26 protein-coding genes are annotated in these 23,149 nt (G+C 71.3%); 13 read left to right on the top strand and 13 right to left on the bottom strand.

Going from position 1 to position 23,149, the window contains the following annotated elements:
• Window positions 1-4: 4 nt before the first annotated feature.
• The 5 genes from AB0C66_RS03680 (at window position 5) to AB0C66_RS03700 (ending at window position 6,330) form a co-directional block, all read left to right on the top strand.
• Window positions 5-1,006, top strand: coding sequence for a sugar ABC transporter permease (locus tag AB0C66_RS03680; protein WP_362432324.1), 1,002 nt, complete (start codon window positions 5-7; stop codon window positions 1,004-1,006).
• A complete protein-coding gene (locus AB0C66_RS03685) occupies window positions 1,003-1,833 on the top strand; it encodes a carbohydrate ABC transporter permease (RefSeq protein ID WP_362432327.1) in 831 nt (276 codons plus the stop codon). The genes AB0C66_RS03680 and AB0C66_RS03685 overlap by 4 nt, the downstream gene beginning before the upstream one ends.
• Before the next feature lie 9 nt (window positions 1,834-1,842).
• On the top strand, window positions 1,843-3,390 hold the full coding sequence (locus AB0C66_RS03690) for a glycoside hydrolase family 3 N-terminal domain-containing protein (RefSeq protein WP_362432329.1): 1,548 nt from the start codon (window positions 1,843-1,845) through the stop codon (window positions 3,388-3,390).
• A 43-nt stretch (window positions 3,391-3,433) separates the two neighbouring features.
• Window positions 3,434-4,504: an SIS domain-containing protein gene (locus AB0C66_RS03695; protein ID WP_362432332.1), complete on the top strand. Its 1,071-nt coding sequence runs from the start codon at window positions 3,434-3,436 to the stop codon at window positions 4,502-4,504.
• A gap of 356 nt (window positions 4,505-4,860) precedes the next feature.
• Window positions 4,861-6,330: a PAS domain-containing sensor histidine kinase gene (locus tag AB0C66_RS03700; RefSeq protein ID WP_362432334.1), complete on the top strand. Its 1,470-nt coding sequence runs from the start codon at window positions 4,861-4,863 to the stop codon at window positions 6,328-6,330.
• Between the two features lie 191 nt (window positions 6,331-6,521).
• Here the strand turns inward: AB0C66_RS03700 and AB0C66_RS03705 are convergent, their stop codons facing one another.
• Entirely contained in the window at window positions 6,522-6,779 is a 258-nt protein-coding gene (locus AB0C66_RS03705; protein ID WP_003953983.1) for a WhiB family transcriptional regulator, read from the bottom strand.
• A gap of 318 nt (window positions 6,780-7,097) precedes the next feature.
• Window positions 7,098-8,066: a diacylglycerol kinase family protein gene (locus tag AB0C66_RS03710; protein ID WP_362432338.1), complete on the bottom strand. Its 969-nt coding sequence runs from the start codon at window positions 8,064-8,066 to the stop codon at window positions 7,098-7,100.
• Window positions 8,067-8,150: 84 nt separating this feature from the next.
• Here AB0C66_RS03710 and AB0C66_RS03715 point away from each other — a divergent pair, with 84 nt between their 5' ends.
• On the top strand, window positions 8,151-8,696 hold the full coding sequence (locus tag AB0C66_RS03715) for a hypothetical protein (protein WP_362432340.1): 546 nt from the start codon (window positions 8,151-8,153) through the stop codon (window positions 8,694-8,696).
• Between the two features lie 33 nt (window positions 8,697-8,729).
• On the opposite strand, the gene AB0C66_RS03720 is transcribed toward AB0C66_RS03715, so the two are convergent.
• The 4 genes from AB0C66_RS03720 to AB0C66_RS03735 form a co-directional block, all read right to left on the bottom strand.
• Entirely contained in the window at window positions 8,730-9,617 is an 888-nt protein-coding gene (locus AB0C66_RS03720; protein ID WP_362433359.1) for an RNA polymerase sigma factor SigF, read from the bottom strand.
• 41 nt (window positions 9,618-9,658) lie between these two features.
• Window positions 9,659-10,072: an anti-sigma regulatory factor gene (locus AB0C66_RS03725; RefSeq protein ID WP_176180706.1), complete on the bottom strand. Its 414-nt coding sequence runs from the start codon at window positions 10,070-10,072 to the stop codon at window positions 9,659-9,661.
• Between the two features lie 244 nt (window positions 10,073-10,316).
• Window positions 10,317-10,856: a GNAT family N-acetyltransferase gene (locus tag AB0C66_RS03730; protein WP_362432343.1), complete on the bottom strand. Its 540-nt coding sequence runs from the start codon at window positions 10,854-10,856 to the stop codon at window positions 10,317-10,319.
• Between the two features lie 46 nt (window positions 10,857-10,902).
• Entirely contained in the window at window positions 10,903-11,163 is a 261-nt protein-coding gene (locus AB0C66_RS03735; protein ID WP_362432346.1) for a UBP-type zinc finger domain-containing protein, read from the bottom strand.
• A gap of 43 nt (window positions 11,164-11,206) precedes the next feature.
• Between AB0C66_RS03735 and AB0C66_RS03740 the strand changes: the two genes are divergently transcribed.
• Window positions 11,207-12,817, top strand: coding sequence for a Na+/H+ antiporter (locus AB0C66_RS03740; RefSeq protein ID WP_362432348.1), 1,611 nt, complete (start codon window positions 11,207-11,209; stop codon window positions 12,815-12,817).
• A gap of 40 nt (window positions 12,818-12,857) precedes the next feature.
• Here the strand turns inward: AB0C66_RS03740 and AB0C66_RS03745 are convergent, their stop codons facing one another.
• Entirely contained in the window at window positions 12,858-13,448 is a 591-nt protein-coding gene (locus AB0C66_RS03745) for an N-acetylmuramoyl-L-alanine amidase (protein WP_362432350.1), read from the bottom strand.
• 164 nt (window positions 13,449-13,612) lie between these two features.
• Between AB0C66_RS03745 and AB0C66_RS03750 the strand changes: the two genes are divergently transcribed.
• The 3 genes from AB0C66_RS03750 to AB0C66_RS03760 all read left to right on the top strand — a co-directional run bounded on the left by AB0C66_RS03750 (window position 13,613) and on the right by AB0C66_RS03760 (window position 15,781).
• Window positions 13,613-14,524 carry a glutaminase gene (locus AB0C66_RS03750; RefSeq protein ID WP_362433362.1) on the top strand — a complete coding sequence of 304 codons (912 nt, stop codon included), beginning with the start codon at window positions 13,613-13,615 and terminating at the stop codon, window positions 14,522-14,524.
• A 292-nt stretch (window positions 14,525-14,816) separates the two neighbouring features.
• On the top strand, window positions 14,817-15,041 hold the full coding sequence (locus AB0C66_RS03755) for a hypothetical protein (protein ID WP_362432353.1): 225 nt from the start codon (window positions 14,817-14,819) through the stop codon (window positions 15,039-15,041).
• Complete coding sequence (locus tag AB0C66_RS03760) at window positions 15,038-15,781, top strand: AraC family transcriptional regulator (RefSeq protein ID WP_362432355.1); 744 nt, start codon at window positions 15,038-15,040, stop codon at window positions 15,779-15,781. The genes AB0C66_RS03755 and AB0C66_RS03760 overlap by 4 nt, the downstream gene beginning before the upstream one ends.
• 39 nt (window positions 15,782-15,820) lie before the next feature.
• On the opposite strand, the gene AB0C66_RS03765 is transcribed toward AB0C66_RS03760, so the two are convergent.
• On the bottom strand, window positions 15,821-16,216 hold the full coding sequence (locus tag AB0C66_RS03765) for a VOC family protein (RefSeq protein WP_362432358.1): 396 nt from the start codon (window positions 16,214-16,216) through the stop codon (window positions 15,821-15,823).
• A gap of 76 nt (window positions 16,217-16,292) precedes the next feature.
• A complete protein-coding gene (locus AB0C66_RS03770) occupies window positions 16,293-17,255 on the bottom strand; it encodes a beta-ketoacyl-ACP synthase III (protein ID WP_362432360.1) in 963 nt (320 codons plus the stop codon).
• Between the two features lie 241 nt (window positions 17,256-17,496).
• On the opposite strand from AB0C66_RS03770, the gene AB0C66_RS03775 reads away from it, so the two are divergent.
• Window positions 17,497-18,726 (top strand): DUF2330 domain-containing protein, encoded by a 1,230-nt coding sequence (locus tag AB0C66_RS03775; RefSeq protein ID WP_362432362.1) that lies wholly within the window; start codon window positions 17,497-17,499, stop codon window positions 18,724-18,726.
• On the opposite strand, the gene AB0C66_RS03780 is transcribed toward AB0C66_RS03775, so the two are convergent.
• On the bottom strand, window positions 18,705-19,358 hold the full coding sequence (locus AB0C66_RS03780) for an HAD family acid phosphatase (RefSeq protein ID WP_362432364.1): 654 nt from the start codon (window positions 19,356-19,358) through the stop codon (window positions 18,705-18,707). The two genes, AB0C66_RS03775 and AB0C66_RS03780, sit on opposite strands and share 22 nt — an antisense overlap.
• Before the next feature lie 78 nt (window positions 19,359-19,436).
• The gene (locus tag AB0C66_RS03785; RefSeq protein WP_362432366.1) at window positions 19,437-20,429 is read right to left on the bottom strand and encodes a YafY family protein; all 993 of its coding nucleotides are present in this window, start codon (window positions 20,427-20,429) and stop codon (window positions 19,437-19,439) included.
• 210 nt (window positions 20,430-20,639) lie between these two features.
• On the opposite strand from AB0C66_RS03785, the gene AB0C66_RS03790 reads away from it, so the two are divergent.
• Window positions 20,640-21,017 (top strand): STAS domain-containing protein, encoded by a 378-nt coding sequence (locus tag AB0C66_RS03790; protein WP_362432369.1) that lies wholly within the window; start codon window positions 20,640-20,642, stop codon window positions 21,015-21,017.
• Window positions 21,018-21,398: 381 nt separating this feature from the next.
• Complete coding sequence (locus AB0C66_RS03795; RefSeq protein WP_362432371.1) at window positions 21,399-21,818, top strand: STAS domain-containing protein; 420 nt, start codon at window positions 21,399-21,401, stop codon at window positions 21,816-21,818.
• Here the strand turns inward: AB0C66_RS03795 and AB0C66_RS03800 are convergent.
• Entirely contained in the window at window positions 21,790-22,008 is a 219-nt protein-coding gene (locus tag AB0C66_RS03800; RefSeq protein ID WP_362432373.1) for a hypothetical protein, read from the bottom strand. The two genes, AB0C66_RS03795 and AB0C66_RS03800, sit on opposite strands and share 29 nt — an antisense overlap.
• Window positions 22,009-22,280: 272 nt before the next feature.
• On the bottom strand, window positions 22,281-22,946 hold the full coding sequence (gene snpA / locus AB0C66_RS03805; protein ID WP_362432375.1) for a snapalysin: 666 nt from the start codon (window positions 22,944-22,946) through the stop codon (window positions 22,281-22,283).
• Window positions 22,947-23,149 lie beyond the last annotated feature (203 nt).

Consider the following 23,149-nt stretch of genomic DNA (forward strand, 5'->3'; position numbering starts at 1 on the left):
GTCCATGGCTGTCGCGACCGAACACAAGGACCCCGGACCGGCCGCGGCCGGGGTCCCCCGGGGAGCGGCGCCGCCGCTCCGGGCCGCCCCGCCGGCGGGGCGGCCCGGACGCGGGCGGATCACCGCAGCCGCGCCCTATCTGCTGCTTCTGCCCGCGGTGGCCGCCACCGCGGCGCTGCTCGGCTGGCCGCTGGTGAAGAACAGCATGCTGTCGTTCCAGAACCTCAACATGCGCCAGCTGATCCAGCACCTCACCGAGTGGAACGGCGTCGACAACTACCGTGAGGTGCTGGGCAGCGAGGACTTCTGGCGGGTCACCGGCCGCTCGGTCGCCTTCACCGGGGTCAATGTCGTACTGATCATGGTGCTGGGCACTCTGACCGGGCTGCTGCTGGCCCGACTCGGCACCCGGATGCGGCTGCTGCTCTCGGCCGGTCTGGTGCTCGCCTGGGCGATGCCGGTGATCGCCGCCACCACCGTCTTCCAGTGGCTCTTCGCCGCCCGCTTCGGGGTGGTCAACTGGGTGCTCGACCGGCTCGGCTGGCACTCCATGGCCGACTACAACTGGACCGGCGGCCAGTACTCCACCTTCTTCGTGATCACCGTGCTGATCGTCTGGCAGTCGATCCCGTTCGTGGCGCTCAACCTCTACGCGGCCACCACCACGATCCCCAGGGAGCTCTACGAGGCCGCGGCGCTCGACGGCGCGGGCGCCTGGCGCGGCTTCACCTCGGTGACCCTGCCCTTCCTGAAACCCTTCCTGCTCGCCACCGCCTTCCTCGAAGTCATCTGGGTCTTCAAGGCGTTTCCCCAGGTGTTCGCGGTCAACGAGGGCGGTCCCGACCGGCTCACCGAAACCCTTCCCGTGTACGCCTTCGTCGAGGGCGTCGGCAATCAGCACTACGGCATGGGCGCCGCGATCTCGCTGCTCACCATTCTGATCCTGCTGGTCCTGACCTCCTCCTACCTCCGTATCGCCCTCAGGAAGGAGGAGGACGAGCTGTGAAGCGCTCGCCCCTGGCCCGGCTGTGGCCGAACGCGACCGCCCTCGTGCTCTTCGCCGGATTCGCGTTCCCCGTCTACTGGATGTTCTGTACGGCGCTCAAGCCGACCTCGGACATCGTCTCCGAGGACCCGGTGTGGTTCCCGGCCGCCGCCACCTTCGAGCACTTCGGCACGGCCGTGGGCGCGGAGCACTTCTGGACACTGGTGGGGAACTCGCTCACCGTCACCGTCTCGGCGGTCGCGCTCTCCCTGGTGATCGCGCTGCTGGCGTCCTTCGCACTCGCCCGGCTGCGGTTCCGGGGGCGGCGCGGCTTCCTGGTGACATTCATGATCGCGCAGATGGCACCCTGGGAAGTCATGGTGATCGCCATCTATCTGCTCGTCCGCGACGGCGACATGCTGAACAGCCTGCTTCCCCTCACCCTGTTCTACATGGTGATGGTGCTGCCGTTCACGGTGCTCACGCTGCGCTCCTACATCGCCGCCGTGCCCAGGGAGCTGGAGGAGTCGGCGATGGTCGACGGCTGCACCCGGACGCAGGCGTTCACCAAGGTGATCTTCCCGCTGCTGGCGCCCGGACTGATGGCCACCTCGCTCTTCGGTTTCATCACCGCCTGGAACGAATTCCCGCTGGTGCTGATCCTCAACAAGGACGCCGGAGCCCAGACCCTCCCGCTGTGGCTGTCCAGCTTCCAGACCAACTTCGGCGACGACTGGGGCGCCACGATGGCGGCCGCCTCGCTGTTCGCCGTACCGATCCTGCTGCTCTTCCTGTTCCTGCAACGCAAGGCGGTCGGTGGGCTCACTTCCGGCGCTGTGAAGGGATGAACCCCGGTCATGACAACCCTCACCCACACCCCGGTCACCCTCACCCGTGACGCCCTGACCGTCCTCCAGCCCGGGTTCACCGGCACCACCGCCCCCGACTGGCTGCTGCGCCGACTCGGTGAGGGGCTCGCCTCGGTCGGGCTGTTCGGCCGGAACATCACCTCGCCGGAACAGCTGGCCGCGCTCACCGCCCAGCTGCGCGCCGAACGGGACGACGTCCTGGTGGCGATCGACGAGGAGGGCGGCGATGTCACCCGGCTGGAGGTGCGCGGCGGTTCCTCCTTCCCCGGCAATCTGGCCCTCGGTGCCGTCGACGACCCGGAGCTGACCCGCGCGGTCGCCCGGGAGCTGGGCCGCCGCCTCGCCGCCTGCGGGGTCACCCTCAACTGGGCGCCCTCCGCCGACGTCAACTCCAACCCGGACAACCCGGTGATCGGCGTCCGCTCGTTCGGCGCGGAGCCCCGGCTCGTCGCCCGGCACACCACCGCCTGGATCGAGGGGCTCCAGAGCGCCGGGGTCGCCGCCTGCACCAAGCACTTCCCCGGCCATGGCGACACCGCCGTCGACTCCCACCACGCGCTGCCGCGGATCGACGCCGGACTCGACACCCTGGCCGTCCGCGAACTGGTGCCCTTCCGGGCCGCCGTGGCCGCCGGGACCAAGGCCGTGATGAGCGCCCACATCCTGCTGCCCGCGCTCGACGCGGAACGGCCCGCCACCCTCAGCCCCGCCGCGCTGCACGGACTGCTGCGCGGTCCCGTCGCCGACGGCGGCCTCGGCTTCGACGGTCTGATCGTCACCGACGGCATGGAGATGCGGGCCATCTCGGCCGCCTACGGCATCGAACGCGGCAGTGTGATGGCCATCGCCGCCGGCGCCGACGCCATCTGCGTGGGCGGCGGGCTCGCCGACGAGGACACCGTGCTCCGGCTGCGCGACGCACTGGTGGCCGCCGTACGCGAGGGACAGCTGCCCGAAGCGCGGCTGGCCGAGGCGGCCGCGCGGGTACGGGCGCTGGGGGAGTGGACCCGGCGGCACGGCGGACCGGGCGCGGCGGCGGGGATCGCGCCCGCCCCCGAGGTCGGGCTCTCCGCGGCCCGGCGGGCGCTGCGGGTCACCCCGGGCGGCCCGGCGTACCAACCGCTGACCCGCCCCGCACATGTCGCGGCCCTCACCCCGGTCGCCAATATTGCGGTCGGCGACGAAACCCCCTGGGGCGTGGCCGCCGAACTCACCCGGCTGCTGCCCGGCACCACCACCGCCACCTACGGACGGCAAGAGGCCGAGACCGACGGCGTCCCCGCCCTGATCGAAAATATGCTCGACCGGGCGGCGGGCCGTAGGATCGTCGCAGTGGTCCGCGACGTCCACCGGCACCCCTGGATGGCCGACGCCCTGGACGCCCTGCTCGCCGCCCGGCCCGACACGGTCGTCGTCGAGATGGGGGTGCCCCAGGCGCCGCCCGCCGGGGCGCTCCACCTCGCGACCCACGGTGCCGCCCGGGTCTGCGGACGGGCGGCCGCGGAAGTCATCACCGGCGGCGCGGCCGGGGTATGACACCACCGAGCACCACCGGCACAGCCACCTGGAGGCACCCAGCATGTCCGCCACGACGACGGCCCAGCACAGCGACCGGCCGGGCCGCATCATGTCCGGCGAGATGGCCGAGCAGCCCGCCGTGCTGCGCCGGATCCTCGACGAGGGCGCGCCGAGGATCCGGGAGACCGCCGAGCGGATCGCCGCGCGCAATCCGCGCTTCGTGCTGCTGACCGCCCGGGGCACCTCCGACAACGCGGCGCTGTACGCCAAGTACCTGCTGGAGGTGTTGCTGGGCAAGCCGTGCGGGCTCACCTCGATGTCCACCACCACCGCCTACGGTGCCCGGCAGGACCTCACCGACGTTCTGGTGATCACGGTCAGCCAGTCGGGCGGCTCCCCGGACCTGGTCGCCTCCACCGAGGCCGCCCGCGCGGCCGGTGCGATCACCCTGGCGGTCACCAACAACGCGGACTCCCCGCTGGCCGCCGTCTCGGAGTTCCATATCGACGTACTGGCCGGGCCGGAGAAGGCGCTGCCCGCCACCAAGACCTACACCGCCGAACTGCTCGCGCTGTATCTGTTCGTCGAGGGGCTGCGCGGCGGCGACGGCTCGGCCGCCAAGGTGCTGCCCGACCTCGCCCAGCAGATCCTCGACCGGCAGGCGGAGATCAGGCAGCTCGCCGCCCGCTACCGCTTCGCCGAGCGCATGGTCCTCACCTCGCGCGGCTACGGCTATCCCACCGCCAAGGAAGCCGCGCTGAAGCTGATGGAGACCAGCTACATCCCGGCGCTCTCCTACTCCGGCGCCGATCTGCTGCACGGTCCGCTGGCCATGGTCGACAACATCTCACCGGTGATCGCGATCGTCACCGAGGGGAAGGGCGGCGAGGCGCTCCAGCCGGTGCTGGAGCGGCTCCGCGGCCGGGGCGCCGACCTGGTGGTCATCGGGGCGCGGGCCGAGGTGGACCGCGCGTCCGCCGGATTCGCCCTGCCCACCACCGGGGTGGCCGAGGAGGTCCAGCCGATCCTGGAGATCCTGCCGCTCCAGATGCTGGCGTACGAGGTGACCATCGCCCGGGGCCAGGACCCGGACGCCCCGCGGGCGCTGGCGAAGGTGACCGAGACCCGCTGAGCCGCCCGGCCCACCGGGTGCCCGCCGCGTACGGGAGGGCCGCGCACACCACAAGGCTCCCGTCGCCTCCGAAGAGGCGCGGGAGCCGTGGTTGTGCTACCCGCGGGCCGCGGCGCCAGGACGGGACCCTCAACCCGTCCGGCACCGCAGCCCGGGTTGCGCCGGCCGAGCGGCCGGCCACGAGGCGCCCGGTGCGGTCAGGGCAGAGCGCGCCGGGTACCCGATCCGCCCTCCTGTGCGGGGAGAGCGGAAGATCGCAGTGCTCGATCATTCTGGACTAGACCACTAGGGTCTGTCCATGCTTGTGCGCGGATAGGCTAATCCACCCGGACGGGTAGGCTCACACCGTGCCCTCCATGAACGACCTCGTACACCAGCACACCGCCCTCGACGACGCCGATCTCGAATGGCTTCACCTGCTGGTATCGGAGTGGCAGCTGCTCTCCGACCTCTCCTTCGCCGACCTTGTGCTGTGGGTGCCGACCAGCGATGGCACCCGGTATGTCTCGGTGGCCCAGATGCGGCCCAACACCGGCCCCACCTCCTACCAGGACGACATGGTCGGCCATCTCGTTCCGCGCGGCCGTCGTCCCATGCTGGACGCCGCCCTGGACGAGGGCAGGATCGTCCGCGAGGGCGACCCCGAGTGGCGCGAGGAGGTCCCGGTCCGGGTGGAGTCCATCCCGGTCTGCCGGGACGGCCGGGTGCTCGGCGTGATCGCCCGCAACACCAATCTGCTGACCGTGCGGACCCCGAGCCGACTGGAGCTCACCTACCTCCAGAGCGCCTCCGACCTCGCCCAGATGATCTCCCTCGGCTCGTTCCCCTTCCCGGGCCAGCAGGTCGACATGGACGCCTCGCCGCGCGCGGGCGACGGGCTGATCCGGATGGACGCCGACGGGGTGGTCCAGTACGCCAGCCCCAACGCGCTGTCCGCCTACCACCGGCTGGGCCTGGCCGCCGACCTGGTCGGCCACCATCTGGGCCGGACCACCGCCGAACTCGCCCCGGTGCGCGGGCCGGTGGACGAGGCACTGGTCAAGCTGGCCAGCGGCTGGGCGCCCCGGGAGTTCGAAGTCGAGGGCGGCGACGGGGTGATCCAGCTCCGGGCCATTCCGCTCAAGCCCAAGGGTGTGCACATCGGCTCACTGGTGCTGCTGCGGGACGTCACCGAACTGCGTCGGCGCGAACGCGAATTGATCACCAAGGACGCCACCATCCGGGAGATCCACCACCGGGTGAAGAACAACCTCCAGACGGTGGCCGCGCTGTTGCGGCTCCAGGCCCGCCGGATGGACTCCGCCCAGGGCCGGGAGGCGCTGAACGAGGCGGTGCGCAGGGTCGGTTCGATCGCGATCGTCCATGAGACGCTCTCCCAGAACCTGGACGAGCGGGTCGAGTTCGACGATATCGCCGACCGGGTGCTGGCGATGGTGGCGGAGATATCGCCGGGCAAGGTCACCGGACGGCGCACCGGCCGCTTCGGCATTCTGGACGCGGAGGTCGCCACCCCGCTGTCCATGGTGCTCACCGAGGTGTTGCAGAACGCGCTGGAGCACGGCTTCGGACCGGGGGAGCAGGGCACTGTCGAGGTGGCCGCGGTGCGCGGCGGCGGCGGTGAGGACAGCAGGCTCCGGGTCACCGTGCAGGACGACGGCCGCGGACTGCCGGAGGGCTTCGATCCGCAGCGGGCCGGAAACCTCGGGCTCCAGATCGTCCGCACCCTGGTGGAGGGGGAGCTCGGCGGCACCTTCGACATGCTGCCCGGTCCGGAGCGCGGCACCCGGGTGGTCCTGGACTTCCCGGTGCGCGCGGAGAAGCGCTGACCCGCACGGGTGTTGACCGGGTACGCGTGCTGACTCCGCGCCTGTGCCCGCGTCCGTGACGTCGCGTCCGTGACGTCGCGCACACAGCACTGAGCCCCCGGACCAGGATGGTCCGGGGGCTCAAAGCTCACGTTGCTGTGCGCATCGGGGTTACTGCGCGCTGCGGCTCGGGGGCCACGGGGCGTTCAGGGTCAGGCGCTGGCGTTGCGCGCCCGGTTCCGAGCGGCGCGGCGCTTCATCGCGCGGCGCTCGTCCTCGCTGAGTCCACCCCAGACGCCGGAGTCCTGGCCGGACTCAAGCGCCCACTGCAAGCACTGCTCCATCACGGGGCAGCGACGGCAGACGGCCTTGGCTTCCTCGATTTGCAGCAGCGCAGGACCAGTGTTGCCAATCGGGAAGAACAGCTCGGGGTCTTCCTCGCGGCAAACGGCGTTGTGACGCCAGTCCATGGCTGCTCCATCTCCTCGCGATTGCGGGTTCGTTGCTTGTGAATGTGAACGCTTTCACGAATCCCCCCGCAAGGGTAGGGACGTCAACCAGTTGGGGCTGGTGCGGTCCCGTGGAATGAGGAGGGGGTTCGGGCTCTCAAGGGGGCCGTTCACCGGCCGTCCCGATCGCCAAGAAGAGACTCGCAAACCTCGGCGGCGGATACAACCCCCTCCGGAAAGTTTTTTTTGATTCCTTGGTGTCGACTAGGTCACAGCCGTACTTCCGTTGGGTGGAAGCCAGCCTAAACGTTCGACTGGAAGGACTTTTTGCGGTCTCACTCACACAATCACACGCAGTGCACGGCGTACGCCTGTGAACGTCACGCTCGTACGCAGTCCCAGATGGTCACCGTCCATCTGGAAGGGCAGTGGCGCCTGCGAATGCAAGGTGAAGTCCGTCTCGTCATGGAGCGAGACCGCGTGCTTGCCGTGGGGGCCCCGCTCGGGGGTCGACATCAGCAGCTGGGTGGCGTAGCGGGTCACCGCCGGGGTCGACAGCTTGGTGAGTCCCAGCACGTCAAGGGCGGTGTCGAAGGACGCCCGGGGGGCCGCGTAGACCGGGCGGTTGCCCAGATAGGTCCACGGGGAGGTGTTGCAGACTATCGCCAGGGCCAGCTCCTCGAGGCTGTCCTGACCGGGCCGCTCCAGGCCGATGGTGCCGTGGTGCCGGTGCGGCTCCCCGAGGAACTGCCGGAGCATCTGGCGTATGTAAAGGGCATGGGTGGACCGCTTACCGCGCTCGCGCTGCTGTTCGACCCGGCCGATCACACTCGCGTCGAAACCGAAGCCCGCGCAGAAGGTGAACCAGCGCGCCGGCACCGCCTCGTCCGGGGTGCCGGGGGTGCCGCCCGCGAGGCCGAGCCCCACGATGCGCTCGGTGTCGTCCCGCAGCGCGTCCAGCAGGGCGCCGGTGGCCTCGACGGGATCATTGGGCAGCCCCAGGGCGCGGGCGAAGACATTGGTGGAGCCACCGGGGACCACGGCGAGCCGGGGAAGATCCTCCGGGGCGGGGCCGTTGTGCAGCAGCCCGTTGACCACCTCGTTGACGGTGCCGTCCCCGCCCAGCGCGACCACCAGCTCATGGGTGCCGCCGTCGACCGCGCGGCGGGCCAGATCGCGTGCGTGCCCCCGGTACTCCGTGGTCGCCACGTCCAGCTTCAGATCGCTGGCGAGCGCGTGGGTGAGGACATCACGGGTGCGGGCACTGGTGGTGGTAGCTGCCGGATTGACCACGAGGAGTGCGCGCATGCGCGCCAGCCTACCCATCTGCGGTGAACGGCCGTACCCCCCGGGGTGCGCCCCGGCGGCGGCCGTGACGGCTACGCTGCTGGGGTGAGCAGTAAGAAGTCCGCCCCCACCAAGAAGGCCCGCACCGCCGGGCCCCCGCAAGGGCAGAAGGCGCCCCAGGGGAAGCCGCAGGGGAAGAAGGCGCAGCAGGCACAGCAGGCCGCCGCGGCGGCCGCGCCCGCCGACACCGCTCCCGACGGGCCGCGCCCGGCGCGGATCACCGCCGCCGCGGTGCTCGCTGCCGTCGAAGGTGTGGTGCTCCTGGGCTTCGGTGTCTATGTGCTGATCATGGGGCTGACCGGAGACCCGGAGAGCCCCCAGCAGGCGGAGATGCTCGGGGTCACCGTGCTGGCGCTGGCCGCGCTGCCGCTGCTGGCCGCCCGCGGGCTGCTGCTGCGCCGCCGCTGGAGCCGCGGCCCCGCGATGATCACGCAGCTGATGGCGCTGCCGGTGGCCTGGACCCTGGTGCAGAACGGCGGTGGGCTGATCGCCGCCGGAGCGGCGATCGGAGTCGCTGCCCTCGCCGTTCTCGCGCTGCTGATCAACCCCACCGCGACCGAGGCGCTGGGGATCGGGCCGCGCGACGCCTGACCGGTACGCCGCCCACGGCCCCCCGATCCGCCGCTACTCCTCCACCAAGAGCCGGTCCCGCAGCTGGGCCAGGGTGCGCGCCAGCAGCCGGGAGACATGCATCTGTGAGATGCCGACCTCCTGCGCGATCTGGGACTGGGTCATATTGCCGAAGAAGCGCAGCAGCAGGATCTTCTTCTCCCGCGGCGGCAGATCCTCCAACAGCGGTTTGAGCGATTCCCGGTACTCCACGCCCTCCAGCGCCTCGTCCTCGGCGCCGAGGGTGTCGGCGACCGCCGGGGACTCGTCATCGGTGTCCGGCACGTCCAGGGAGAGGGTGCTGTAGGCATTGGCCGACTCCAGCCCCTCCAGCACCTCTTCCTCGGAGATGGACAGCTGCTCGGCCAGCTCATGCACGGTCGGGGCCCGGCCGTGCCGCTGGGAGAGCTCCGCGGTGGCCGTGGTCAGCGACAGCCGCAGCTCCTGGAGACGGCGCGGCACCCGCACCGCCCAGCCCTTGTCCCGGAAGTGGCGCTTGATCTCGCCGACGACCGTGGGGGTCGCATAGGTCGAGAACTCCACGCCGCGGTCCGGGTCGAACCGGTCCACGGATTTGATCAGCCCGATGGTGGCGACCTGGGTGAGGTCGTCCAGCGGCTCTCCGCGGTTACGGAAACGCCGGGCCAGGTGCTCCACCAGCGGAAGATGCATACGCACGAGGTGGTTGCGCAGTTCGGCCCGCTCGGAGGAGCCCTCCGGGAGCCGGCGCAGCTCGATGAACATCGCCCGCGCGCCGCTCCGGTCGTGCGGATCGTGGTGGTGACGCGCCTGCTCGTGGTCGTGCTGATCCATGTGGTCCGCCCGCTCTGGTCGGTCTCCTGCCGCCTCCGAGTCCGCGGGATGCGCTCGGGCCGGCGGGTGCGGGATGGCCGGGGTACCCACTCCCCGCGATGATGCAGTGCTCACGGAGCCCCCTCGTTCCGTCACGGCTGTCCGGGGCCGGCGCCGCGCTCCTTGTACAGGCTGATGCTGACCGTACGGTCCTCGGCCACGGTCGAGTCGACCTTGCCCGCCAGTGCGGAGAGCACCGTCCAGGCGAAGGTGTCGCGCTCGGGCGCGCGGCCATCAGTGGTGGGAGCCGAGACGGTCACTTGCAACGCGTCGTCGATCAAGCGGAAGACGCAGCTCAGCACACTGCCGGGGACGGCTTGCTGAAGCAGGATCGCGCAGGCCTCGTCAACGGCGATGCGCAGATCCTCGATCTCGTCGAGGGTGAAGTCCAACCGGGCTGCGAGTCCGGCCGTGGCCGTACGCAGCACCGACAGATACGCCCCCGCAGCGGGCAGCCGGACTTCTACGAAGTCCTGGGTCCCGGGCTCGCCTGCGATCTGGGACACCCTCACCTCCAAGGTGACACAAGCTGGTTGAGCTGAGCTGATTGGAGCGCCGCCCGTATGCCCTTATGGTGGAGGCAGAACAGTCGGCGCGATATGCGGTTCGGCTGCGACGCTATCGCGATCTGCGGTTCGGTGTCGCCCGGACGAAGCACGGCCCCCGTCATGGGTGAACCCCGACCCGAAGGTTCGCGATATCACTCATAGTAAGCACATGAGTACGCAGCGTGGCTAGGGGTCTGCGGTCTCAATTCGAAAGAGATGTCGCACCGCCCAACGAACCGCTGGTCGAAGAGGTGCCCGAGGCCTGGGCGGCCAGGGCGCGCAGCGGCTCTCCGGTCAGCCGTCGGACCGTCCACTCGTCCATCGGCTCGGCGCCCAGCGAGGCGTAGAAGCCGATCGCCGGAGCGTTCCAGTCCAGCACGGACCATTCGAACCGGGCATAGCCCCGCTCCACGCAGATCCGCGCGAGCTCGGCGAGCAGCGCCTTGCCGTGGCCGCCGCCGCGCGCCCGCGGGGTGACGTACAGATCCTCCAGATACACCCCATGGGTGCCGGTCCAGGTGGAGAAGTTACGGAACCACAGGGCGAACCCCACCGCCTCCGCGCCCTCCGCGGTGCCCTCTTCGGCGATCAACGCGAAGACCGCGGGATCCGCTCCGAAGAGCGCGTCACGCAACTGCCCCTCGGTGGCCTTCGCCTCGTCGGGCGCCTTCTCGTACTCCGCCAGCTCCCGGATCATCGCGAGGATGGCCGGGACGTCCGACGGCTTCGCTGGTCTGACCATGCGATGAAGGCTAACCGGAGCCACCGGCGCAGCGGCAGCCGCGGCACTAGACGATGAGCAGATCCACATAGCACCATCGCCACTCCTCACCCGGTTCGAAGCTGCGCATCACCGGATGGCCGGTCTCCTCGAAGTGCCGGGTGGCGTGGCGGAAGGCGGAGGAGTCGCAGCAGCCCACATGACCGCACTCCAGACACATCCGCAGCTGCACCGGATGGCTTCCGGCGGCCAGGCACTCCGGGCAGGTGATGCTCAGCGGCCGGGGGTCGGGGCGCGGCAGGTCGGGAACATGTGGGCACTCACTCATGATTGCCAGGTTAGACGCAACCGATGGGGACGGGCCGGGGTCGATGGACGTATTGCCGTTGTTGATGCTTGTCGCGGGCAGCGCGGCGGTCGCGGGAGCGGCACGGCGCACACCGGTGCCCGCGCCGCTGCTGCTGGTGGCGGTCGGGCTGATGCTCTCCTTCGTGCCGGGGGTGCCGGACTACACCCTGGACCCGCATATCGTGCTGCCCCTGGTGCTGCCGCCGCTGCTGCACACCGCGGCGCTGGACAGTTCGTACCTGGACCTGCGGGCCAATCTGCGCCCGATCGCCCTGCTGTCGGTCGGCTATGTGCTGTTCGCGACGGTCGCGGTCGGCTGGATCGCCTATCTGCTGGTGCCCGATCTCTCGCTGACCGCCGCGCTGGTGCTGGGGGCGGTGATCGCGCCGCCGGACGCGGTGGCGGCCACCGCCATCGCCCGGCGGCTCGGACTGCCGTCCCGGCTGACCACGATCCTCCAGGGCGAGTCCCTGGTGAACGACGCCACGGCGATCACCGCCTACCGGGTGGCGCTGGCCGCCGTGGTGGGGGAGGGGGTCAACTTCTTCCACGGCGCGGGGGAGTTCCTGCTCGCGGCCGTCGGCGGGGTCGGCTTCGGTCTGGTGCTGATGGTGCCGCTGCACTGGCTGCGCCGACGGCTGCGCGATCCGCTGCTCCAGAACACCCTCTCGCTGCTCATCCCGTTCGTCGCGTACTCCGCCGCCGAGCAGGTCGGGGCGTCCGGGGTGCTGGCCGTGGTGGTCGTCGGCCTCTACCTCGGACACCGTGCCTGGCAGGTCGACTTCGCCACCCGGCTCCAGGAGGCGGCGGTATGGCGGATGATCGCCTTCATCCTGGAGTCGGCGGTGTTCGCGCTGATCGGACTGCAACTGCGGGTGGTGCTCCAGGGCCTGGGGCCGTACGGCTCGGGCGAGGCCGCCTTGTACGCGGTCATCGTCTTCCTGGCCGTGGTCCTGATCCGCTTCGTCTGGGTCTTCCCCGCGACCTTCCTGCCCCGGAAGCTCTTCCCCCGGATCCGCGAACGCGAACCGGGCGTCAACTGGACCATCCCCGTCGTCGTGGGCTGGGCGGGGATGCGCGGAGTGGTCTCGCTGGCCATCGCCTTCTCGATCCCGCCCACGCTGCACGGCGGAGAGGAGTTCACGGCCCGCAATCTGATCCTCTTCCTGACCTTCACCACGGTGATCGGCACCCTGGTCGTCCAGGGGCTCACCCTGCCCGCGCTGATCCGGCGGCTCGGGGTGCCCGGCCGCGATCCCCAGGCCGAGACGCTGCTGGAGGCGCAGGCGCAGGCCGAGGCGTCCCAGGCCGCCGAGGCCCGTCTGGAGGAGCTTCTCGCCGACGAGCGCAACGCCCTGCCGCCGCCGCTGGTCGACCGGCTGCGCCAGGTGCTGGAACGGCGGCGCAACGCGGTCTGGGAGCGGCTCGGCGCGGTCAACGAGGCCACCGGCGAATCGGTGGACGACACCTACCGCCGACTCGCCCGCGAGATGATCGAGGCCGAGCGGACGGTCTTCGTCGATCTGCGCGACCAGCGGCGGATCGACGACGAGATGCTGCGCCGGCTGCTGCGCCGACTGGATTTGGAGGAGGCCGCGGCCTTCCGCGAGGAGGCCCCGGAGGGCGGACTCTGAGCCGCCCGCCCCCGGGCCGCTCCCCGGAAGGGGGGCGGGCTCAGCCCAGCCGCTCGCGGATCCGCGCGCGCATCGCGTCCATCGTGAAGCCGCGCGGATCCACCTTGCCCGGCTGCCATTCCAAGTGCCCTATCACCGAGCGCTGGGTCCAGCCGTGATGGCGGAGAATCGCGGTCGAGGCCCGCTCGATCGCCTCCAACTGGGCCTCGGGCCACGGGTCCTCGCCGTCCCCGAGGTTCTCGCATTCGAAGCCGTAGAAATGGCGATTGCCGTCCGTGTTCGCCTCGTTGTCCGGGGGCAGCACCCGCTCGGCGATCACCGCCTGGAGCACATCGTCATCGCCGAGCCCGGCGTGATTGGCCCGGCCGTAGCCGACCAGATGCACGGTGCCGTCCTTGGCGATCACACCGTGGCACAGCGGACCGGGCAAGGACTCATAGCCGTCCCGGCATATCTCCACGGTCTGCGCGGTGCCGGAGGTGACGGTGTGGTGGATCATCACTCCGTGCACAGGTCCCCAGGGGCCCTTGTGGTTTCTGTTGTGATTGCGCCAGTCGCCGACCTGCACCACGCGCAGGCCCTCGCGCTTGAGTGCCGACAGGAAGTCCCCAGCGGACATGGGTGAGGCCATGGCCGCCTCCGTTCTGCTCATGCGGCGGGCGCGCCGGCCGCGGCCCGCTCGTTCACTGGTTGCTTACCCGATGCGTTCTCATAAACACATGGGGTGATCAGCGCACGAGGGTGGCTATCGTGCGGTCAGACCCGCTCGACGACGCGCAGGAGAACCACGGCACCATGGACTACCAGGCAGTACTCGACGAGGTCGCGGCTCATGTGGAGCCACAGATCGGCCGGGGGCAGGTGGCCCAGTACATTCCCGCCCTCGCCGAGGTGGACGCCCACCGCTTCGGGATGGCCGTCGCCGATGTGGACGGCGGGATCACCGGGGTCGGCGACTGGGAGGTGCCGTTCTCCGTCCAGAGCATCTCCAAGGCGTTCGGACTCGCGCTCGTCCTCGCCCAGGACGGGGAGAAGATCTGGCGGCGGGTGGGCCGGGAGCCCTCGGGCAACCCGTTCAACTCCCTGGTGCAGCTGGAGTACGAGAACGGCATTCCACGCAATCCGTTCATCAACGCCGGGGCCCTCGTCGTCACCGACCGGCTGCACAGCCTGACCGGTGACGCCAGCACCACCATGCTGGACTTCCTGCGCGCCGAGAGCGGCAACGACGGGCTGGCCTTCGATCCGGCCGTGGCCGACTCCGAGTCCGGCCACGGCGACCGCAACGCCGCCCTCGCGCACTTCATGGCCAGCTACGGCAATCTCGACAACCCGGTGCCGACCGTCCTCGAGCACTACTTCTGGCAGTGCTCGATCGAGATGAGCTGCCGCGATCTGGCCCTCGCAGGGACGTTCCTGGCCCGCCACGGAGTGCGCGCGGACGGCTCCCGGCTGCTGTCGCGGCGCGAGGCGAAGCGGGTCAACGCGGTGATGCTCACCTGCGGCACGTACGACGCGGCGGGCGATTTCGCCTACCGGGTCGGACTGCCCGGCAAGAGCGGCGTCGGCGGTGGCATCATCGCGGTGATCCCGGGCCGCTGCACCCTGTGCGTATGGAGCCCGGGGCTCGACGCGCGCGGCAATTCGGTGGCCGGGGTGGCCGCGCTGGACCACTTCACGACGCTGACCGGCTGGTCGGTGTTCTAGGTCCAGTCCTGTCGATCTTCGTGGATCAGGCCGCGGCGTCTGGTGCAGGGGGCGCCTCCCAGCGGTAGCCGGGGGCGGATCGCAAGGCGGAGGGTCGTCCTCGTACCGGGCGTACTCGGATGACCCCGACAACGCGGCGAGGCGCGGTGCCAGGCGTCGCGGGCCCGCGAAGACCGGCGGGACAGGGCCCAACCGCCGGGCCGCTTTCCGGACCGGGCGGCGCCCAGGGTGGCGTTCGGCCGGGGCGGGCGGGAGCATGGAGGGAGTGGTGGTGAGCAGGAGGTGTACCGCCATGCAGCACGAGATGCGGGCCGAGTACGAGGAGGGCAGCTCCGGACGGGTGGCCGGTGCGCCGGTCAAGATCTGGCACATGGTCCGGGGCAACGGCACCACGGCCATGTGCGGCCGTGAGCTCGCCCCGGACGCGGAGACCCAGGCGGCCGATCTGTGGGCCACCCACGACGGAGGCCCGTTCTGCCACTCCTGTGGCGCGATGTACCTGCGCGAGGTGCCGTGAGCGCATACCGCGAGCGGGGGTCGCGGCTCGGCGGCGGGACGGTGGTGTGGACCCGTACGGCCGGAACCGGGCCGCAGCGAGTGCTGCCCGACGGCTGCACCGATCTGATCTGGACCGACGCGGGCGGCGCCGACCCCGAGGGGAAGCTCTTCGTGGCCGGTCCCGACACCCGCGCCCAGCTGGCCGACGCCCCGCCCGGCACCCGGTATGTCGGTCTGCGGTTCGCCCCCGGCACCGGCCCGGCCGTGCTCGGCGTCTCCGCGGAGGAACTGCGCGACCGGCGGGTGCCGTTGGCCGCGCTGTGGTCCGGGGCGCTGGTGCGGCGGCTGACCGGGCTGGTGGCGGCCGGGGGCATGGGCCCGGAGGGCGGCGCGGCCGCGGTGGGCCGGGCGCTGGAGGACGCCGCCCTCGGACGGCTGCGCGAGGGGCCGCCACCCGACCCGGCCATGGCGGCCGTGGTCGCCGGGCTGGCGCGCGGGCACAGCGTGGCCGAGGTGGCCCGGGCGGCCGGGCTGGGGGAGCGGCGGCTCCACCGGCGCTCGCTGGCGTCCTTCGGCTACGGCCCCAAGACCCTCGGCCGGGTGCTGCGGCTGAACCGGGCGCTCGACCTGGCGCGCGGCGGCCTTCCGTTCGCGGAGGTCGCGGTGGTGGCCGGATACGCGGACCAGGCTCATCTGGCCCGGGAGGTACGGGCGATGGCGGGCGTACCGCTGGGGCGGCTGCTGACGGAGTCCGGCTGAGCCGGCGCCCCGGGCGCGAGTGCGAGACGGGACGCCGCGTCAGCCGGGCAGCGGCGCGAAGAGGTCCACACCGTTGCCGTCCGGGTCCAGCACCACGGCGTAGCGCTGCCCCCAGAAGGCGTCCCAGGGCTCCCTGTGGCCCGGCGCGCCCGACCGCACCAGCTCCGCGTAGACCTTGTCCACATCGGCCGGGCTGTCGCAGCGGAAGGCCAGCGCGGTGCGCCCGGAGCCGCTCGGCGGGGTCCAGTCCGGGTCGAAGGAGCGCACCGTCTTGACGGTGTCCCAGAGCAGTCGCGTCCCGCCGGGCAGGGTGGCCTCGACGTGCGGCTCGGTGTCGGCCTCGGCCGGAATGTCCAGACCGAGCCGGCGGTAGAAGGCGAGCGCCGCGGCCATATCCGCGACGACCATGCTGATCGCGTCGAATCGTGGTGTCATGCGGGCAGCGTAGGCAGCGCCCGGACGGCCGGTCTTGAATGAATCGGACGTGTTCCGGGCCGGGCGTTCGCCCCTGTCAGGGGCAGCGGATGACCTGGCCCGCGTAGGAGAGGTTGCCGCCGAAGCCGAACAGCAGCACCGGGTCGCCGGAGCCGACCTCACCGCGTTCGACCAGTTTGGACAGGGCGAGCGGAACGCTGGCCGCCGAGGTGTTGCCGGACTCCACCACATCGCGGGCGATCACCGCGTTGACCGCGCCCAGCTTCCGGGCGACCGGCTCGATGATCCGCAGATTGGCCTGGTGCAGCACCACTCCGGCCAGGTCCTCGGGGCGGATCCCGGCCCGTTCGCACACCTCCCGGGCGATGGGCGGCAGCTGGGTGGTGGCCCAGCGGTAGACGGACTGGCCCTCCTGGGCGAACCGCATCGGGGTGCCCTCGATCCGGACCGCGCCGCCCATCGTGGGCACCGAGCCCCACACCACCGGGCCGATCCCCGGGACCGTCTCCGTACCGGCGCCCGCCTGGTCGTCGGCGACCACCACGGCCGCCCCGGCGCCGTCGCCCAGCAGCACACAGGTGGAGCGGTCGGTCCAATCGGCCGCCTCGGTGAACTTGTCCGCGCCGATGACCAGTGCGGCGGTGGCCGCCCCGGCGCGCAGTGTGTGGTCGGCGGTGGCCAGGGCATGGGTGAACCCGGCGCACACCACGTTCACATCCATGGCGGCCGGGTGGTCCAGACCCAGCCGTTCGGCCACCCGGGCCGCCATATTGGGGCTGCGGTCGACGGCGGTGGAGGTGGCCACCAGGACCAGATCGATATCGGAGGGCACGAGGCCGCTGTGCGCGAGGGCCTTGCCGCCCGCCGCCGCGGCCATCTCGTCCACCGTCTCGTCGGGGCGCGCGACGCGCCGGGTGCGGATGCCCACCCGGCTGCGGATCCACTCGTCGCTGGTGTCGACCATGGCCGCGAGGTCGTCGTTGGTGAGCACCTTCGAGGGCTGGTAATGGCCGAGCGCCAGTATGCGTGAACCGGTCATCGGGGTCCCTTCGCGCGGGTGACTTGCGGTGACGTATGCGCGTTTTCGCGGGATGTCGACGCACAGTCGGCGGTGTGTCCAGTCTTGGTGCGCACGGGGCGTCCGGGCGCGGGGGTACCCACCAATCTTGTGCCCCGAGATCTGGAGCTTCCGGCCTTTCCAGAGGGGGAACCGGAACACCCACCCACTCGTCTGAGGCCGTGTCCGCCACAACGGCGGGGAAGACGGGGGAGCGGAATCGGTGGACATCGGGGGAGTCGGGGGACGGCTGTCGCCGGGACGGCGACGGGCCTTGGCGGTGGTGCTGGCACTGGTGCTGGTCCAGCTCGGATCGCTGGTGCGGCCCGCCTGGGCGTGCGGCTGCGGTGGCATGGTACCGGGGCGGAACACCACGATCGCGGTACAGCGCGAGACCTCGGTGGTGCGCTGGGACGGCGGCTCCGAGGAGATCGTCATGAGCCTGACGGTCGGCGGCAACGCCCCGGAGGCCGCGTGGATCATGCCCGTGCCGCACCGGGCCACGGTCACTCTGGGTGACCAGGGCCTCTTCGGCGAGGTCGGCGAGGTCACCGCGCCGGTGGACAGGGACCGCCACTACTTCTGGCCGCGCCACGGCGACTGGCCGTTCGACGGCGGCGACGGGGACGGTGCCGTGGGGGCACCGCCCGGGGACGGGGCCACGGCGGGCGCGCCGCCGGTGGGTGTCGTCGGCCGGGAGCGGCTGGGCCCGTTCGATGTCGCCCGGCTGACCGCGACCGACCCGGACGCGCTGCGCGACTGGCTGGAGCGCAACGGCTTCGACCTGCCCGATCGGCTGGCGGACGGGCTGAAGCCCTATGTGCGGGCGAAGTGGGAGTACGTGGCCGTCCGGCTGGCGCCCGCCGAGGACGGCTCACAGAACACCGGTGACAGCGGCGGTACGAGCGGCAACAGCGGCGCGGGCGGCCGGGCGGTGCTGGGCGGCACCCTGGACCCGCTGCGGCTGCGCTTCGCCTCCGAGCGCCTGGTCTATCCGATGCGGCTGTCCCGGCTGGCCAGGACGGCGCAGGAGCTGGACCTCTACGTCCTGGCCCGGCACCGGATGGAACCGCGCGGTGCCATCGGCGGGCAGAAACCCGAGGTGCTCTACGCGGGGCGGGTCGACCCCGGGCACGCCCCCCGGGGCGAACTGGCGAAGCTGGCGGGGCGGCGGATGTTCCTGACCGCGTTCCGGCAGGAGTTCCCCCGGCCGGAACGGATCTCGGGCGACCATGAGTTGCGGCGCGCCGCCCGCGACAGCGCGTACCAGCGGGTCGTCTACCACGACACCCTGCTGACCGCGGGCGGCGTTCCGGTGTGGCTGCTCACGGTGGGCGGCGGCCTCCTCGTCACGGCCGGTGTGCTGGTGGCCGTGGTCCGCGGGCGCCGCCGCCCGATGGTGCGCCGGGGGCCGGGCCACCCGGCCCCGGCTCAGGACAACTGGCCGTTGTAGTCCGGGAGCTTGAAGTGCCGCTCGGCGTGGCCACCGACCAGGTCGGTCGGGGTGTTGCCGATGTTCGCGATGATCGTGTACCCCTTGTTCTCGATCTCCGCGCGCTTGGCGGCCTTGTACTCACCCACGTCCTTGAAGAGGTCCGGGAGGAAGCGCACGTACAGGTCCTCGACCGAGTAGCCGACCTTCTCCAGGTTGTACTTGGTGACGGGGTAGATGATGCCCGGACGGGCGGTGACGAAGAAGATGTCCACACCGCGCTGATGGGCGTACTGGGTGAGCTTCAGGACCGGCCCCACCGCGTGCTGCGGGAAGGTGAAGCCGAGGTCCGTCTCCAGCGAGGTGTTGTCGATGTCGAGGACGATGGCCTGCTTCTGGCCGCCGGGGTTCGCGGTCCGCTGCTCGACGTAGGGGCGGGCCTGGTTGTCGATGATGTCCTGGACATCGCGCTTCCAGGTCTCGTAGTCGACCTTCGCGGCGCTGGCGGCTGCGGTGGTGGTGCTGGAGGCAGACGGTGCGGCGGCCGGAGCCACCGCGTTCGCCGTCGTGGCGGTCCCACCGATGCCGATGGCGAGGGCCACGGCCCCCGCGGCCAGGCCCAACCGTCGCGAATGCGTGCGTGCTGCTGTCATCGGTCACATCCCTGAGTCGTTGGTCTGCCCCCGGGTGGCATGTTCACGGCTTATGGCGGACGGGGGAAGAGACAGGGATTACCGTTGAGTAACAGTTGTCTGTACATCACTAGTTGGCGGGCCGGCCGCCCGGAGGGCCCGGGCGCCCATCGTGCGCAGGTAGGCGATCAGTTCCGGTGGCTCCTGGACCTCGAATTCGGCGTCGAGCAGGACCAGTCGGAAGGCCAGCCACTCCAGGGCCTCGGTGCCGGTGCGCACACGGCAGGAGTGCTCGTCGAGGCGCTCGAGTTCGGCGCCCGGCAACAGCGCGGCCACCCTGTCGTACGGCAGCCTTACGGTGGCCACCGCGCGGTATGCGGGGGCGGCGCCCCGGAGGGAGCGGGTGACGAAGGCGGCCGCGTCCTCGGCGGGCAGCTCGCGCGGGGTGGTGCGGACGCCGGTGGGCCGGGGGGCGTGGACGCGGTCCACCCGGAAGGTGCGCCAGTCCTCGCGGTCACTGTCGTACGCCACCAGGTACCAGCGGCGTCCCGCGGCCACCAGGCGGTGCGGCTCCACCAGCCGCCGGGTCTCGGTGCCGTCGCCCGCGCGGTAGGTGAAACGCAGTTGCTCCTGCGCGGCCACCGCCGCGGCCAGGGCGGTCAGCCGCTCCGGGTCCACGGTGGGTCCGCCCGCGGCGGGCGGCAGCGGGACGGTGGCCGAGCCGAGGGCGCCGACCCGGCGGCGGAGCCGGGACGGCAGCACCTGTTCCAGCTTGGCCATGGCCCGTACGGACGCCTCCTCGATGCCCTCGACGGTGTGGCCCGCGGCCGTGCGCAGCCCCACCGCGATGGCCACCGCCTCCTCGTCGTCCAGCAGCAGCGGGGGCATGGCGGTGCCTGCCACCAGCCGGTAGCCACCGGTGGCGCCCTTGCTCGCGTCCACCGGATAGCCCAGGTCACGCAGCCGCTCGATATCGCGGCGGATGGTGCGGTGGCTGACCCCGAGCCGCTCGGCCAGCTCGCTGCCGGGCCACTCGCGCGGGGTCTGGAGGAGCGAGAGAAGCGTCAGCAGCCGGGCGGGGGTGTCGGTCATGGCGTCAGCCTAAATAGGTCAACGTCACGTGCCGTGCCGTGCGTTGACTGGTCAGCCGGTAGATGGGTATGTCATGTACTGAAGGGCCGGCCTGGGCCCCGGTGGTGACCGGCGCGGCGGCGTGCGGTGTTTCACGCGCTCCTGATCGGACGGTGTGTCATCCCGGGCGCTCCGGTGTCGCGCGCCTCCCACCATGCCGAGGAGGCTTGCATGTTCGATGATCGGCCCGCCTTCGGAGTCCGTGTGCGTGTGCTCGGTGGCGTCACGGTGGCCGAAGTGGCGGGAGAGCTGGACATCTTCGCCGCGGGGCGGATCGCGGCACGGCTGGAGTCCCTCGCCCAGGTCAGGTGCCCGGATCTGGTGCTGGACCTGCGGAAGGTCACCTTTCTGGACTGTGCGGGGCTGTCCCTGATGTGCCGCCTGCGCAATCGTGTGCAGGAGCGCGAGGGGCGGCTGCGGCTGGTCATCGACGATCCGCGGTTCCTGCGGCTGCTGCGGATGGTCCGGCTCGAGGACGCGTTCGAGGTGCTGGATGATCTGACCCCGGCGGTCGCGGAGGCTTCCGCCCCGGCGTCCGAGCGGGCCTGAGCGAGCGCTGAGCGAGCCCTGAGCGAGCCCTGAATCGGGCTGAGCGAGTCTGACGAAGCGTCAATACTAAGAGCGGAAATTCACTCGGAAGAACGCTTTTTGGTGGCGGAATATGGCGTCCCGCCCCCTGTAACCGACGGTCACCCCTTTACGCTCGCCGCACGCCACCCGGGGACCGGCGGCTCCGCACCATACGCCCGAGGTGTCCGCGCGCGGGGCCTGGCGGTGGTGAGAGGGGGCAGTATGCCGTTCCGAGGGGATATCGCGATGACGCAGCCAGGCGCTCCCCGCCGTGCGCCGGTTTCGTCCGGCACCACCGGGGGGCCCGATCGCTGCCCCGATCCCGCCACCGACCGCTTATCCCCCCTCCCGGAGTGCCCCGTGACCCCGGATCCCGAGCCGCGCGCCGTGCTGTACCGGGTCGGCCGGTGCACCGTGGTCGAGCTGCACGGCGAGATCGACATCGCCGGGCTGGCCCGGGTGGGTCCCCAGCTGGACGCCGCCACGGACACGCCCGCGCTGGTGGTCGATCTGACGCCCACGGCCTTCTTCGACTGCTCCGGGCTGGGGCTGCTGTGCCGTGCCCGGCGGCGGGTCATCGAGCGCGGTGGCCGGATGCGGCTGGTCTGTTCCCATCCCCTGATCCTCCGCACCCTGCGGGCGGGCGGGCTGGCGGAGGTGTTCCGTCCGGTGCCCACGCTGGCGGAGGCGCTCCGCGCGGAGGAGACCGCGTCCGGCGGCGGTACGGGGCCCATGTCCGGTGGTGCGGGGTCTACGCCCGGCGGTCCCGCGGCGGGGTGACGTGGTGCTCCGGATGTGCCCGCCCCCGCCCGTGGCCACGGTGCCGGTGGTGATGGCGGCGACCGCCGCGGCCGGTGTCGTGACGCTCGGTGGAGATGCGGTAGCCCTGCTGGGCGTTGAGCCGGTGGATCAGCAGCATGCCGAGGGCGATCAGCCCGAGGATCACGGCCACGTTGACGATGGTCTCCATGGTGCTCACTCCCTGGGGCCGGGCCCCAGCCTGGAGGTGATCCGGCCGGTCTGTGCTACATCCTCGGTGTCTACACGGTACCTCCGACCGGGGGCGGCGGCCCCCTCCCGACAACCGCCAACCGCCCGCACTCGGCATCGGGTGACCGGGTGCGGGCGGTGGGGCCCTGATCCATGGGCCCTGAACCATGGAGCGAGGGAGTCAGCGGGGCCGGACGAGCCGACCGGGGCCGGTGGGATCACCGGCCGGGCCGGTCAGCCCGCGGTGCCGGTTCAGTGCTGAGCGGCGAGCTTCTTGTTGAGGGCGGCCAGGCCGTTCGCCCACAACTCGTTCACCTTGGAGATCTCGTTCTGGTCGGGCTGCGAGTTGGTGCAGGACGGGCCGGGGCCGCCACCGGACATCAGCTCACTGCACGGACCCTCGTAGTGGTCCGGCAGACCGAGCACATGGCCGGTCTCGTGGGCCGCCACGCGGGTCGAGTCGTACTCCTCGTTCTGCGCGTAGTCCAGGAAGATGTAGCCCTTGCCGTGGCCGTCCGTGTTCGCGTACGAGCCGTTCGGGTCGTTGCCCTCGCGGTACGTGAAGTCGGCGCCGCTGCCTTCCTGGAGGGTCACGTTGCTCACCGAGGAGTTCCAGATCTCGGCGCTGCGGGATATCTGGTCCGCGAACGTGGGGGCCGCGCTGGCGTCGTAGGTGACGGTGACGGCCGCCGACTTGTCGTGCGCCTTGGCCTTCTTCGCCAGCGCCGACTTCATGACGGCCTTGATGAAGGCGTCGGTGTCGGCCCGCTCCTCGCCGCTCGCGGTGTACCCGGCGGCGGTGCTGGTGCGCTGGACCGGGCTGTGGTCGCTGGTGGCCGCCGACGCGGGCAGGGCGGTCAGGGTCGCCGCCAGGCCGAGTCCGAGGGTCGCGGTCAGCGCCAACTTGGGCAGTGTCATGTGGGGGGCTCCTCATCGTCCTTGAGCCGACGGCCGCCCGAGTGTGGGGTGGCGGCCGGGGCCGTGGGATGAACTCTTGGTGCCGGAGAGTCTTGAGGAGAATCGACCCGTCGCAGAGATATCAAAGGGTGATAGCACCAACGCATCACCCCGCCCCGACCGGCGGGTCCCTCAGAGGCGATTGACCCCTGATTGATCGGCGT

This window comes from Streptomyces sp. NPDC048636 (assembly GCF_040650655.1).
Taxonomy (GTDB): domain Bacteria; phylum Actinomycetota; class Actinomycetes; order Streptomycetales; family Streptomycetaceae; genus Streptomyces.